Origin of the sequence: Micromonospora matsumotoense (assembly GCF_900091525.1) — a bacterium.
Lineage (GTDB): Bacteria > Actinomycetota > Actinomycetes > Mycobacteriales > Micromonosporaceae > Micromonospora > Micromonospora matsumotoensis.
In genome coordinates this window covers 378,796-392,917 of sequence record NZ_FMCU01000003.1, presented here as the reverse complement: position 1 = coordinate 392,917, position 14,122 = coordinate 378,796, and the positions used below count along the sequence as shown (strand labels likewise).

General features: G+C 72.8%; 9 protein-coding genes and 1 riboswitch. Of the genes, 6 read left to right on the top strand and 3 right to left on the bottom strand.

Going from position 1 to position 14,122, the window contains the following annotated elements:
* Positions 1–109: 109 nt before the first annotated feature.
* Positions 110–604: a GyrI-like domain-containing protein gene (locus GA0070216_RS08750; RefSeq protein WP_091241967.1), complete on the top strand. Its 495-nt coding sequence runs from the start codon at positions 110–112 to the stop codon at positions 602–604.
* A gap of 160 nt (positions 605–764) precedes the next feature.
* On the opposite strand, the gene GA0070216_RS08745 is transcribed toward GA0070216_RS08750, so the two are convergent.
* Positions 765–1,886, bottom strand: coding sequence for a hypothetical protein (locus GA0070216_RS08745; protein WP_176738883.1), 1,122 nt, complete (start codon positions 1,884–1,886; stop codon positions 765–767).
* A 123-nt stretch (positions 1,887–2,009) separates the two neighbouring features.
* Here GA0070216_RS08745 and GA0070216_RS08740 point away from each other — a divergent pair, with 123 nt between their 5' ends.
* The 3 genes from GA0070216_RS08740 (at position 2,010) to GA0070216_RS08730 (ending at position 5,388) form a co-directional block, all read left to right on the top strand.
* A complete protein-coding gene (locus GA0070216_RS08740; protein ID WP_091241964.1) occupies positions 2,010–2,615 on the top strand; it encodes a class I SAM-dependent methyltransferase in 606 nt (201 codons plus the stop codon).
* Between the two features lie 41 nt (positions 2,616–2,656).
* Positions 2,657–4,336 (top strand): ABC-F family ATP-binding cassette domain-containing protein, encoded by a 1,680-nt coding sequence (locus GA0070216_RS08735; RefSeq protein ID WP_091241961.1) that lies wholly within the window; start codon positions 2,657–2,659, stop codon positions 4,334–4,336.
* A gap of 89 nt (positions 4,337–4,425) precedes the next feature.
* Entirely contained in the window at positions 4,426–5,388 is a 963-nt protein-coding gene (locus GA0070216_RS08730) for an aldo/keto reductase (protein ID WP_176738882.1), read from the top strand.
* 138 nt (positions 5,389–5,526) lie between these two features.
* Here GA0070216_RS08730 and GA0070216_RS08725 read toward each other — a convergent pair whose 3' ends face one another.
* Positions 5,527–6,078: a hypothetical protein gene (locus tag GA0070216_RS08725; protein WP_091241954.1), complete on the bottom strand. Its 552-nt coding sequence runs from the start codon at positions 6,076–6,078 to the stop codon at positions 5,527–5,529.
* A 75-nt stretch (positions 6,079–6,153) separates the two neighbouring features.
* The gene (locus tag GA0070216_RS08720) at positions 6,154–11,982 is read right to left on the bottom strand and encodes a ThuA domain-containing protein (protein ID WP_091241951.1); all 5,829 of its coding nucleotides are present in this window, start codon (positions 11,980–11,982) and stop codon (positions 6,154–6,156) included.
* A gap of 337 nt (positions 11,983–12,319) precedes the next feature.
* Positions 12,320–12,429, top strand: a riboswitch (TPP riboswitch).
* Between GA0070216_RS08720 and thiE the strand changes: the two genes are divergently transcribed.
* Together thiE and thiO are read left to right on the top strand one after the other, a co-directional pair.
* Positions 12,424–13,050, top strand: a complete 627-nt coding sequence (thiE, locus tag GA0070216_RS08715; protein WP_091241948.1) for a thiamine phosphate synthase — start codon at positions 12,424–12,426, stop codon at positions 13,048–13,050. Its footprint overlaps the riboswitch before it by 6 nt.
* The gene (thiO, locus tag GA0070216_RS08710) at positions 13,044–14,114 is read left to right on the top strand and encodes a glycine oxidase ThiO (protein ID WP_091241944.1); all 1,071 of its coding nucleotides are present in this window, start codon (positions 13,044–13,046) and stop codon (positions 14,112–14,114) included. The genes thiE and thiO overlap by 7 nt, the downstream gene beginning before the upstream one ends.
* The last annotated feature ends 8 nt before the right edge of the window (positions 14,115–14,122 follow it).

Sequence of the window (14,122 nt, the reverse complement as noted above, 5' to 3'; positions counted from 1 at the left end):
CCGCTCCGCATCCGTCGGGTGTGCCGCCACAGCGCCGGTCACGCTACGGAGGCCCTGTCGCACCACAGCACAGCTCAGACTCCGCCCAACCGTCGAAGGGAGCGAACGCATGCTGACCCGCATCGTCGACCGTCCCGCGTTCCGGCTCGTGGGGCACGCTGCCCGGGTTCCACTGATCCACCGAGGCGTCAACCCGTACATTGAGCAGCACGTCGCCGCGCTGCCGGCAGAGGAGCATCTGCGCTTGAAGACACTCGGCGACGCTGAGCCGGGCGGCCTGCTCGCGGTCTGCGACGACCTCGACGCGGACTACGACGAAGGCAGCGAGCTGACCTACCTGCACGGGGTCGCCGTGTCCCCGAGCACGCCGGTCCCGGGCGACCTCGACGTCATCGAGGTCCCGGCAGGCCACTGGGTGGTCATCCGGGCCGTGGGGCCGTCTCCGCAGGCCCTGCGGAAGATCTGGGCCACGGCCGCAACCGAGTGGTTTCCCTTCAACCCGTGGCGGCTGCGGCCGGGCCCGGAGATCGTCGCCATGCCCGAGCCGACGGACGACCACAGCACCACGACCCGCGAGCTCTGGCTGCCCGTCGAGCCGGCGTAGCGACCGGGTAAGACATCCGGGTGCCCGGCTCCGACGGCGGCAGGCCGCGTACCCGTGCGGATCGGAAGGCCTACGGCTCGCGCCGGGACCGGCCCCGACAGCGGGCCCACCGGCCCCGACGGAGGCCGGCCGGGACGACCGAGCCCCGGTCATGTGGTCGTCAGTCGCCGGGCAGTTCGCCGGTGTCCGGGTCGTCGCGGTTCGCAGAGGCGGACGGGGTGGGGGTCTTCCGGTCCCCGGCGCGCGGGGTGGCCGAGGGGCTGGTGGCCTTCACGGTGGGCTGGTCCACGCTGACGCCGGCCGCCCGGCGGTCCAGCACCCCCTTGTCGAGGTGCAGTTCGATCAGGTCGTAGATGATCTCGCGGACGGTCTTGTCGTCGGCCGGCACGGCACCGGCGTCGTCCCTGGTCACCAGGCAGTAGGCGACGTAGTGGCCGCGTACCTGCCAGGCGACGCGGGCGGCGGCGGTGGCGACCGACTCGGTGTCGTCCCCCGCGGGCATGCCCCGGAACCGGCCGCGCCGGTCGTCGAGCAGCGGTCGGATCCGCTCCCGGACCCGTTGCGCGGTGGCCAGGTCGGTCAGGTTGAACAGGCCGACGGTGACCAGGTGGTCGTCGTCGGGGGAGCGCAGGGTGGCCCGGACCACCTGGCTGCACCCGAGGGTGACCAGCAGGTCGGCGATCTCGCCGGTGGCCGCGACGGCGCAACTGCTGCCGGACTGGGTCTTGAGCACCTGGTACTCGTGCCGGTCGACGCCGACGACCAACTTCTTGCCGGGGAAGACCTCCTTGACGGTCAACGGCTGCCGGTCGACGTCCCGGGAGTCCAGTGGGCCGCCGGCGGCCTGCTCGTCCGGGGCGGTGGCGCCCGGCGCCGTCGGCGCGGCCTGTCCGTTCGGCGACGAGTCGTCGGTCGGGGTGCGGTCGATGAGCAGGACGGCCCCGCCGAGCCCGCAGAGACCGAGCAGCATCAGCACGGCGGCGCCACCGACGACGATCTGCCAGCCCCGGCCACCCCGGCTGCTCCGGCCGTCGCCGGAGCGGCGGGACCGGGACCGGTCCGGTGCGGACGTCGGGGCGGGCACCTGGACGGCGGAGCGGATCGGGACGGGGTCGGCCGCCGGTGGGACCGGCTGGCTGACCCGGGGCAGTGAAGGGGCCGGGAAGCGGGACGGGGAGGGCCCGGCCGCCGTGGTCGGCACGGGCTGGAACAGCGGCAGGTCCGTGCCGGGCTGCGGGTTCTCCTCAAACGCGTCCTCAGCGGACTCGTACCGATATACCATGTCGCCCAGAGTAGGGTCCATTGCCCCTTTAGGGGCTAATAACGGGAAATACTGCCTGCGGCGCGTCGGGCGGCGACGCTGGCCGACGACGCACCCGGTCCGGGCCGGTGGAAGAATGCCCCGGTGACCGGCGACCACTACTTCACCGCGGAGCCCAGCGCCCCGGCCCGTCCCCGCGAGGTGGAGTTCCACGTCGCCGGGCGCGACTACGCGCTCGCCTCCGCCAGCGGGGTCTTCTCCGCCACCCGGCTCGACCCCGGCACCGCCGTCCTGCTGCGCAAGGCCGACCTGCCGACCGCCGCCACCGGTGGCCACCTGCTCGACATCGGCTCCGGGTTCGGCCCGATCAGCTGCGTGCTGGCCGACCTCGCGCCGACCGCCACCGTCTGGGCGGTCGACGTCAACGAGCGGGCCCGCGCGCTGACCGCCGCGAACGCCGCCCGGATCGACACCGGCGACCGGGTCCACGCGGTCGCCCCCGACGAGGTGCCGGCCGACGTCACCTTCACCCAGATCTGGTCCAACCCGCCGATCCACATCGGCAAGCCCGAACTGCACGGGCTGCTGCGCCGCTGGCTGCCCCGGCTCACCCCGGACGGCGTCGGCTGGCTGGTGGTGGCCCGGCACCTCGGCGGCGACTCGCTGCACCGCTGGCTGATCGACGAGGGCTTCACGGTGACCCGGCACGCCAGCCAGAAGGGCTACCGGGTGCTGCGGGTCACCCGGTAATCCGGTGTCGCCCGGCCCCGCGCCTCGGGCAGGATGCCGGCGTGGGATACGTGGACGTGGCAGCGGTAGGGCACATCCTCCCGGACGGTCGGGAACTCTTCGCCGACGTGTCGTTCCGGGTCGGTGAGGGGGCCAAGGTCGCCCTGGTCGGGCCGAACGGCGCCGGCAAGACGACGCTGCTGAGGATGGTCGCCGGTGACCTGCCGGTGCGCACCGGCGCGGTCGCGCGGGCCGGTGGGCTCGGCGTGATGCGGCAGTTCATCGGCATGATCGGCGACGAGTCGACGCTGGCCGACCTGGCCCTGTCGCTGGCCCCACCGGCGTTGCGTGACGCCGGCCGCCGGCTCGTCGACACCGAACAGGCCATGCGCGCGGCCGAACTGCGCGGCAAGTACAGCACCGCCGCCGGCAAGGCCCAGCTGGCGTACGCGGACGCGCTGGCCGCCTGGGGCGAGGCCGGCGGGTACGACGCCGAGGTGCTCTTCGACACCGTCACCACCACGGTGCTCGACCTGCCCTGGGACGCGTCCCGGGACCGTCCGGTGCGGACCCTGTCCGGGGGGCAGCAGAAGCGCTTCGCCCTGGAGCTGCTGTTGCGTGGCACCGACGAGGTGCTGCTGCTGGACGAGCCGGACAACTTCCTCGACGTGCCCGGCAAACGCTGGCTGGAGCAGCGGCTGCGCGAGTCCACCAAGTCGGTGCTGTACGTCTCGCACGACCGGGAGCTGCTGGCCCGTACCGCCGACCGGGTGGTCGCCGTCGAGGGCGGCAGCGCCTGGGTGCACCCGGGCGGCTTCGCCAGCTGGCACGAGGCGCGCACGGCCCGGCACGCCCGGCTCGACGAACTGCGCCGCCGCTGGGACGAGGAGCACCAGAAGCTGCGGGAGCTGATGCTGATGTACAAGCAGAAGGCCGCGTACAACGACGGGCTCGCCTCCCGCTACCAGGCGGCGCAGACCCGGCTGCGCAAGTTCGAGGAGGCCGGGCCGCCGCCCGTACCGCCGAAGGACCAGGACATCCGGATGCAGCTCGCCGGCGGGCGGACCGGCAAGCGCGCGGTGATCTGCGAGCAGGTGGAGCTGGACGGCCTGACCTACCCCTTCGACCTGGAGCTGTGGTACGGCGACCGGGTGGCGGTGCTCGGTGCCAACGGCACCGGCAAGTCGCACTTCCTGCGCCTGCTGGCCCGGGGCGGCACCGATCCCGACCCGGCCAACGGCCCGGTCGACGGGGCCGCCGCGCTGGCCCCGGTGGCGCACGGCGGGGTGGTCCGGTTGGGCGCCCGGGTCCGCCCGGGGCACTTCTCGCAGACCCACGACCGGCCGGAGCTGATGGCGAAGACCCTGGTCGAGGCGCTGTGGCGGGGTGACGAGCACCGGGCCGGGATGGACCGGCACGCGGCGATGGCGGCGCTGAGCCGCTACGAGCTGGCCGGCCAGGGTGACCAACGCTTCGGCACCCTGTCCGGCGGTCAGCAGGCCCGGTTCCTGGTGCTGCTGCTGGAGCTGTCGGGGGCCACCCTGCTGCTGCTCGACGAGCCGACCGACAACCTCGACCTGGCCTCGGCCGAGGCGTTGGAGGCGGGGCTGACCGCGTTCGCCGGGACGGTGGTCGCGGTCACCCACGACCGCTGGTTCACCCGCTCGTTCGACCGGTTCGTGCTGTTCCGGGGCGACGGGGACGTGGTGGAGACCCCGGAGCCGGTCTGGGACGTGGGCTGACCGCCGACCTGCGCGAGCCGTGAGGTGCCGACCCCGCTCGGTCATCGGGCGGGGTCGTCGCCGGTCGGGGCCGGTCCGGGCGGCATAGGGTGGATCTCGTGACTGAGATGACCTACCGCCGGCTGGGCGACTCCGGGCTCGTGGTGTCCGTGGTCGGTGTCGGCTGCAACAACTTCGGCCGCAAGCTCGACATCGACGGCACCCGGGCGGTGGTCGACGCCGCGCTCGACGCCGGGATCACCTTCTTCGACACCGCCGACATCTACGGCGAACCCCCGGGCGGCTCCGAGGAACTGCTCGGGCAGGCCCTCAAGGGCCGCCGGGACGACGTGGTGCTGGCCACCAAGTTCGGCATGTCGATGGGCGGGCGCAACGGCCGCGACTTCGGGGTGCGCGGGTCCCGGCGGTACGTGATGCGGGCCGTCGAGGCGTCGCTGCGTCGGCTCGGCACCGACCACATCGACCTGTACCAGCTGCACGAACCCGACCCGGACACCCCGATCGACGAGACGCTCGCCGCGCTGGACGACCTGGTCCGCGCCGGCAAGGTGCGATACCTGGGCAACTCCAACTTCTCGGGCTGGCAGATCGCCGACGCCGACTGGGCGGCGAAGACCCGGGGGCTGGCCCGGTTCGTCAGCGCGCAGAACCACTACAACCTGCTCCACCGGGACGCCGAGGTCGAGATCATTCCGGCCTGCGAGCGCTTCGGCCTGGGTCTGCTGCCGTTCTTCCCGCTGGCCAACGGGCTGCTCACCGGCAAGTACCAGCGGGACACCGCCCCGCCCGCCGGCAGCCGCCTCTCCGGCGGCGGCCGGTACGCCGAGCGGCTGGCCGCCGCCCGCTGGGACACCATCGAGGCGCTGGAGGGGTACGCGGCGCAGCGGGGGCTGACCCTGCTCCAGGTCGCCATCGGTGGGCTGGCCGCCCGACCGGCGGTGGCCTCCGTCATCGCCGGTGCCACCACGCCCGAGCAGGTACGCGCGAACGCCGCCGCCGGCACCTGGCAGCCCACCGACGACGACCTGGACGCCCTGGACGCCCTGCTCTGACCGGTCGGTCCGGCCCGACCTGGCGCAGACCCCGCCCCACCCGGGCGGACCTTGCGGCTATGTGATCGGGCCCGGACACCGCTGAGGTGTCCGGGCCCGATTCGGTGACCCCCGGGGCGGGTGCCCCGGCCTGGCCCGTCAGCCGCCCAGGCCGACCGGGGGGTCCGCGGGCCCGGGGTGGACCCGGCGGCGACGCCACCACAGCAGCGCCACCCCCGCGACGGCGACCACCGCCAGCCCGCCGGCCAGCCACGACCACCGTCCGACCCCGTCCGCCTCCGCCCCGGTCTCAGGGCGGGCGGCGGCAGCCGGTGGCGGCGACTGGGCCACCCGGGCCTGCACCTGCGCCGTCGCCGTGCTCTGGTACGGGGCGGGGGCGCTGACCGTCACCCGCCAGTCGCCGGGGGAGAGCAGCGGGCCGCTGCTGTAGAAGCCCTGTCCCTCCCCGGCCGGGGCGATCTGCACCGGCCCGGCCGTCCGGCCACCCTCGCCCTCGGCGGTCAGGGTGAGCCGTACCGGTTGGTCCAGCCGGTGTCCGTCGGCGTACACGGCCATCACGGTGACCCCGCCGGCGCCGTCACCGGCCACCGTCAGCTTGACCTTCCCGCCGTGCGCTGCCGCCGGGCCCGCCGGCAGCGCCACCAGGCCCGCCACGACCAGCGCGGCGGCGAGAACTCTGCAGGTACGCATCGGCGTCTCCCTCGCTATGTGGAGGGGCCGCCCCCACCGTCGGTGTCGACGGTGGGAGCGGCCCCGGTGGTGGTGTTACAGCGAACCGCCCTCGGCGATCCGGGTGGGATCGGCACCGAGCCGGCCGGCCCCGTCGACCGACTTGTTGTTGTTCGCCTTGACGCCGGCCTTGGTGGCCGCGCCACCGAGTCGGACGATCATGGCGTCGGCGTCGCGGACCAGCACGTCCCGGACGTCGGTGTCAGTCACCAGTGCGGCATCGTTGGCCAACGCCTTGAAGGCGGTCAACTGCTGCACCGCCCGCTTGTCGTTGCCCGCCGCCTCGGACTCCCGCACCGCGTCCAGCTTGTTGGACAGCTGACGGTGCGCCTTGGTGGAGAGTCGTCCGGTCGCCTTGAACCGGTCCAGCAGGTTCTGCATGTCCCGGAACGAGGTGGTGACGAAGAACCGGACCGTCGAGGTGGTGGAGTTGCCCGCCTTGTCGGTCGCGGTCACCGTCAGCTCGTGCAGGCCGAGCGGTAGCTCGTACAGCGCTTGCAGGGTGCCGCTGGCGTACGCCCGACCGTCCAGCACGCCGGAGGTCGTCTTGATGCCGGAGGTCGGGTCGACCGCCTGCCACGAGATCCGGACGTCCTGGCTGTCACCGTAGAGCTGGCCGTCGGCGATGCCGGAGACCAGCAGCGTCGGCTTGGTGCCGTCGATCTTCACGACCGCCGACTTCAGCGACTCGACGTTGCCGGCGGCGTCGGTGGCCCGGTACAGCAGCTCGTGCGTGCCGTCCCCGGTCACCTCGACCGGCGTGGTGTACGCCGTCCAGGCGCCACCGTCGAGCGACCACTCCAGCTTCTTCACCCCGGAACCGGCGTCGGTGGAGGTGATCACCACCGGGACGGTGCCGTTGTGCCAGCCGTCGTCGTTCGCCGGGGCGAACGCCGCCGAGCTGACCGGCGCGGTGGCGTCGATCTTCACGGCGACCTTCTTCGTCGCCTCCACGTTGCCGGCCGCGTCCGTCGACCGGAACCGCACCTCGTGCGTGCCGTCCCCGGTGACCTGCACCGGCGCGGTGTACGCGGTCCACGTGGTGGCCCCGTCGAGCTGGTACTCGGTGCTCGCCACCCCGCTACCGCCGGCCTCGTCGGCAGCCGCCAGCGTCACGGTGACCGGGCCGGTGTGCCAACCCTCGGTCGGGGTGCCGGAGACGGTGGCCGTGGTCACCGGGGCGGTCGTGTCGGCCGCCTTGGTGGAGAGCCGGAAGTAGTCGAACGAGGCCGTCTTCGAGGTGGCCGCGTTCGCACCGAGGGTGAACAGACCGATCTTCGGGGTGGCCCCGACGGCGGCGTTGGTCACCGTTTCGAACGTCGTCCACTCCTGCCCGTCGGCCGAGTAGGACGCGGTGAAGGTGTCACCGGCCCGGGCCAGCCGCAGGTGCCACACCCCCGAGGTCAGGTTGGAGACCTGGGGCTGCGGGTTCTGCGTCACCCCGGCGAGTTCGCCACGGAACTCGATCCGCCGGGAGGGCGTCTGCCCGGCCTGGTTGTCCACGATGAAGTCCAACTTGACGTAGTTGTCGTCGTCGGCGTGGACGATCAGACCGGCCTGCTGGTACTGCTCGGCCAGGGCACTGCCGTCGACCTTCGTCTCCAGGGTCCAGTCGCCGCTCGGCGCGGTCTGGAGGATGAAGTTCGTCGGCCCGGTGTTACCGGTGCCGTAGATGTCACCCTTCGGCACGTCGATCTTCAGCGCGCCGTCGGTCACCCGGTAGGCGGCCGGGTCCTCCCGCAGCACCGCGTTCCACCGGCACTTGTCGAGCGTGGTGCCGGTGAACTCGTCCGACGGGCTGACCGGGCCGGCCGGAGCATCCGGCGAGACCAGGAACGAGTCGAACACCGCGTCCACCACCGGTGCGGTGGTGCCGCCGTTGAGGGCGAGCAGGCCGATCCGCGGGTTGGTGATGCCGGCGAGCGCGGCGGACCGGCCGACCGGGGTGAACGTCGCACCGTCGGTGGAGAACTGTGCGGTCAGGTTGGTGCCGTCGCTGATCAGCCGCAGCCAGATGGTGTCACCGGCGGGTGCGGCCACGGCGTCGGCCGCGTCGTTGCGGGGCGTCGCCGCGGTCTCCCGGATGAACTCCACCTTGCGGGAACCGCCGTAGAGCAGATCCACCTTGGCGTAGTTGTCGTCGTCGCCGTAGATCAGCAGGCCGGCCTGCTGGTAGTCGGCGGTGACGGGCACGGTGACCTTGGTGGTGGCCTGCCAGGCCCCGCTGGGCGCGGGCTGGAGCACCAGGTTGGTCGCGTCGTTACGGGTGCCGTACAGGTCACCCGAGGCGGTGGGCAGTCGCAGCGCCCCGCCGGAGACCGAGTAGAGCTGGTTCTCCCGGACCACCGACCAGCGGTCCTTGTCGAGGCTGTTGCCGAGGAACTCGTCCGACCGCGCGCCGAGGCACGAGTTGGTCGGCGCGTCCACCTTGACCGGAACGGTCGCGTAGGACTTGGCGCCCCGCTTGTCCGTCACCGTCAGGGTGGCGGTGAAGGTGCCCGGGGTGGTGTAGGTGTGGGTGGCGTTCAGGGTGGTCGCCGTCCCGCCGTCACCGAAGTCCCAGGCGTACGTCAGCGGGGTGTCGCCCTCGGTGTCGGTGGCCGTGCCGGTGAAGGCGACGGTGACCGGCGCGGTGCCGGTCGCCGGGTTGGCGGTGGCCGTCACCTGCGGCGGAGCGTTGTCGGTGACGCCCCGACCGATGAAGTCCATCCAGTTGACGTTGAACAGCGAACCGGTGCCACCGGCCGGGTCCTTGGCGACGAAGTACAGCACGCCCTCGGCCGCGGCGGTCACCGGCGCGGTCACGTCGACGAACTGCTGCCAACCGCCCGTGGTGGGCACGGTGGCCGTGGCGACCACTGGGCCGTCGACGGCACCGGCGTGCACGTCGATCCGTCCACCCTGCACCTCGGAGGCCGCCCGGAACCGGATCTGGTCGACACCGGTCAGGTTGGCCGGGTCGAGCGACCACCAGTCGCCGTCCTCGATGAAGCCGATGTTCTGGCCGCCCCCGGCGGGGTCGGTGGTGGTCTCCTTCTGCACGCCCGGGTCACCGCCGCCGGTGCTGCCCGGGGCACGACCGGTGGCCGTGAAGTACTCGGCCTGCTTGCGCTTGGGCTGGAGGATCTCGATCGCCCGACCGGTCAGCGGGCCGGCGCCGCCGGTGCCGCCGTCGTCGGTGTAGGTGGCCTCGAAGACTGCGAAGACGTTCGCCTCCGCGCCGTGGCCGGACGCCAGCGAGGTCTGCACGGTGCCGGTGCAGCCGGTGTGCTGCTCCAGCGGGTGGGCGTGCTCGTCGTGGCCGAGCAGCACCTGCAGCTGCACCCGGTCACAGTCGACGGTGCCGTCCTCCGGGTCGGTCACCTTGATCGTGTACTTGACCTGGTCGCCCCACTCGAAGAAGCCGCCGCTGGGCGGGAACTCGATGGTCACCGTCGGGGCGGTGTTGCCGACCGTCACCGGCACGTTCGCCACCGCGGAACGGCCCTTGGGGTTGGTCACGGTGAGCTGTGCGGTGTAGTCGCCGGCCGCGGTGTAGGTGTGGGTGGGGTTCGCCTCGGTGGAGGTCTGCCCGTCGCCGAACTTCCACGCGTAGGTCAGCGTGCCACCGTCCGGGTCACGGGAACCGGCGCTGGAGAAGTTCACGGTCAGCGGTGCGGCCCCGGAGGTGGGGTCGGCGCTGGCCTCGGCGATCGGCGCGCGGTCACCGGCGGTGTAGTCGATCCGGTAGACCCCGGAGTCGTCGTTGTTACCGCCGAAGCCGGTGCCCCACTCGATCAGGTAGAGCGCGCCGTCCGGACCGAACTCGAAGTCCATCGGGCGGACCATGGACATGCCGGTGAGCAGCTGGTTGATGTCGATCAGCGACTTGCCGTCCGCGCTGACCTGCATCGTGTACATCTTCGACTGGTTCCACTCGCCGAGGAGCGCCTTGCCGTCGTAGTACGCCGGCCACTTGCGGCTCGACGTGTTGTCGGCGTCGTAGCGGTAGACCGGGCCGCCCATCGGGGCGCCGCCGCCGCCGATCTCGGGGAAGCGCGGGTCGCCCGCGTAGCCGTAGTCCACGGTCGCCGCGATGGCCGGCGGCAGGGTGGTCAGGCCGGTGTTGTTGGGCGAGTCGTTCACCGGCGCGGCGCAGTCGAACTTCGCCCCGCTCGGCCCGGACGGGAAGGTGTAGTCGTTGTACGCCTTGTTGTTGCCGGTGCAGTACGGCCAGCCGTAGTTGCCGGCGGTGGCGACGATGTTCCACTCCACCAGGCCCTCGGGGCCGCGGTTCGGGTTGGCCGCCGAGGCGTCCGGCCCGTAGTCGGCGACGTAGAGGGTGTCGGTCTTCTGGTCGACGCCGATCCGGAACGGGTTACGGAAGCCCATGCCGAAGATCTCGGGACGGGTCTTCGCGGTGCCCGGGGCGAACAGGTTCCCCGCCGGGACCGTGTAGGTGCCGTCGTCCTCGGGGTGGATCCGGATCACCTTGCCGCGCAGGTCGTTGGTGTTGCCGGCGCTGCGCTGCGCGTCGTAGTCCTGCCGGCCGGCCCGCTCGTCGATCGGGGTGAACGCGCTCGACTCGAACGGGTTGGTGTTGTCGCCGGTGGCCAGGTAGAGGTTGCCCTGCGAGTCGAAGGTCATGCTGCCGCCGGCGTGGCAGCAGGTGTTGCGCTGGGTGTCGACCTGGAGGACGACCTTCTCGGTGGCCTTGTCGATGGTGTCACCGTTGACGGTGAACCGGGACAGGTAGTTGCGGGGGCCACCACCGGCCGGCGCGTAGTACAGGTAGATCCACTTGTTGGTGGCGAAGTCCGGGTCGAGGCGGAGACCGAGCAGGCCGTCCTCGTTGCCGGTGAAGACGTCCAGCCGGACGGCGGTGACCGTGTTGCCGGTGTCCGGCTTCACGATCTGCACCCGGCCGTCCCGCTCGGCGTAGAACACCCGGCCGTCCGGAGCGATGTCCAGCTCCATCGGGTTGTTGGTGTTGCTGTCGAGGGTGACCTTCTCGAAGTTCGCGGTCTTCGAGGCGCCGCAGTCGGCGTTCTCGACCCCGGCCGCGGTACGGATGCCGCCGAGCAGGTGGGAGAGGAACTCCGGCTCGGTGTACGACGCCTGGGTGTGGCCGCCGCCGGTGTACCAGGACCGGCCGCCGTCGTAGTCCTGGCACCAGGCGGTGGGGTGGTCGGCGCCCATCGCGCCGGCGCCCGGGCTGTAGGACTTCTCGTCCAGGCTGGCCAGCACGTGCACCTTGGCGCGCGGGTTGGTGCGGAAGTTGTACCACTCGTCGAACCGGGACCACTTGTCCGGCAGGTCGGCGGTCGACGGGTGCGCGTGGTCCTCGACCTTGACGGTGGCCTGCTGGTTGGCCGGGTGGCCGGAGAAGTACGCGCCGACCAGGTTGCCGTACCAGGCCCAGTCGTATTCGGTGTCCGAGGCGGCGTGCACGCCGGCGTAGCCGCCGCCGGCCTTGATGTAACGCTCGAACGCGGCCTGTTGGGTGCTGTCGAGCACGTCACCGGTGGTGGAGAGCCAGATCACCGCCTGGTACTTGGCCAGGTTGGTGTCGTTGAAGGCGGCCCCGTCCTCGGTGGTGTCGACGGTGAACCCGTTGTCGGTGCCGAGCTTCTGGATCGCGGTGATGCCGGCCGGGATGGCGTCGTGCCGGAACCCGGCGGTCTTGGAGAAGACCAGGACCGAGAACGGTTCGGCGGCGGCTGCCGCCGCCGGTGCGGGTGCCGGTGCGGCCTGTGGCAGGGCTGCCGCCGCGGGAGCGGCCTGGGCGGCGGTGCCGCCGATCAGGCCGCTGGCGAGTAGGGAGAGGGCCAGTAGACCGGCACCCAGTGGGCCGCGACGGGCGCGGCGATGGCGGGATGGAGACACTCCATGCTCCTTTTGTCCGAGCTGGACAGTGGTGGGGGCATGGGGACGACTCGCCGCAGACCGTCCCCGGTCGGATGGGTGCGGGCCCGCCGAGGTCCGCATCGGTGGCGATCAGGTGTCGACCTCGTCGAGGCCGCGCACCGGAATAATGTCGATCGGTTGAACAAATTAGCGCCGCTGGATTGGTTTCCGGCAAGGCATGAGCATGTAACGATTCGGTATCGTCGACTCGCTTTTCCGGCTTATGTGGAGAGAGGGGGCAAAGGGCAGGGATTGACATGCTTGGATCAAGGTAACACCCCTTGGCGGATCAGCGGATCTGTCGTACGGTCACAGGCACGTGACCCACGGGAGCCCGGTACACCGGGCTGAGAGGGGGGCTGAGAGCCCCCGACCGTCGAACCTGATCCGGATAATGCCGGCGCAGGGAGGAGAGTTGACGTGCCGTCCCTCGGCCGACTGCATCTGATCACCGACACCCGACCCGGGTGCGACCCGCTCGCCGTCCTGCGGGCCGCCCTCCCGGTAGCCCGCGCCGAGCTGGTCGTCCAGGTCCGGGTCACCGACGGGACCACCGACCGGCAGGCGTACGACCTGGCCCGGCGGGTGCGCGCGCTCTGTGCGCCGTACGGGGCGACCTGCCTGGTCAACGACCGGCTGCACGTCGCCCTCGCGGTGCACGCCGACGGCGGCCACGTCGGCGCGGACGACCTGCCCGTCGCGGCGGCCCGTCGGGTCCTCGGCGTCGATGCCGTGCTCGGCGCGACCGCCCGGGAACCCGGGGCCGCCGGCAGGGCGGTCGCCGCCGGGGCCAGCTACCTGGGCGTCGGCCCGTGCCACCGCACCACCACCAAGGCCGGCCTGCCCGACCCGATCGGCCCGGCCGGGATCCGCGCCGTCGCCGAGGCCGTCGCCGTACCGGTGATCGCCATCGGCGGGGTCACCGTCGCGACGGTGCCGGCGCTGCGGGCCGCCGGGGCGTACGGGGTGGCGGTGGTCGGGGCGCTCTCCACCGCCGCCGACCCGGGCCGGGCCACCGCCGAGCTGATCGCGGCGCTGACGTGCTGACCCGGCCCGACGTCGCCATCGTGGGCGCGGGGCCGGTCGGGTTGGCGATCGCCTGGCGCTGCGCCACCCGGGGCCTGCGGGTGGCCGTGCACGATCCGGCCCCCGGCTCCGGCGCGTCCCGGGTCGCCGCCGGGATGCTCGCCCCGGTCGCCGAGGCGTACTTCGGGGAGCGGGAGCTGACCGGGCTGCTCACCGCGTCCGCCGCCCGCTGGCCGGATTTCGCCGCCGCGCTGGCCGCCGCCACCGGCAGGGAGTTCGGCTACCGCACCGACGGCACCCTCGTCGTCGGGCTGACCGGGGACGACCTGGCCGAGGCGCGCCGGCTCTGGTCGTACCAGCAGGGGCTGGGACTGCCGATCAGCGCGTTGCGCCCGTCGCAGTTGCGGGACCGCGAACCGGCGCTGACCCCCCGGCTGCGCGGCGGCGCGGTCGCCCCCGGCGACCACCAGGTCGACCCGCGCCGGCTGGTCGACGCGCTGCGGGTCGCCGCCGAACGGGCCGGCGTGACCCTGGTCCCCGGCCCGGTGACCCGGCTGGCCGAACTGGCCGCGCCGGTCGTCGTGGTCGCCGCCGGCTGCGGCGCCGCCGCGCTGACCGGGCTGCCGGTCCGCCCGGTCAAGGGCCAGGTGCTGCGGCTGCGCGCGCCCGACCACCGCCCGCCCGGCTTCCGCCACGTCATCCGGGGGTACGCCGACGGCGAGTCGGTCTATCTGGTCCCCCGCGACAGCGGCGAGGTGGTGGTCGGGGCGACCGTCGAGGAGCGCGCCGACACCGAGGTGACCGCCGGGGCGGTGCTGCGCCTGCTCCGCGCCGCCGTCGACCTGGTCCCCGAACTCGCCGAGTACGCGCTGGTGGAGGCGACCGCCGGGCTGCGCCCCGGCACCCCGGACAACGCGCCGATCCTCGGGCCGCTGCCCGGCCGCCCCGGCGTGCTCGCCGCCACCGGCCACCACCGGCACGGCATCGTGCTCACCCCGGTCACCGCCGACCTGATCACCGACCTGATCGTCACCGGCGAGCCGGACCCGCTGCTCACCCCCTTCACCGCCGACCGGTTCCACTGAGGAGGAAG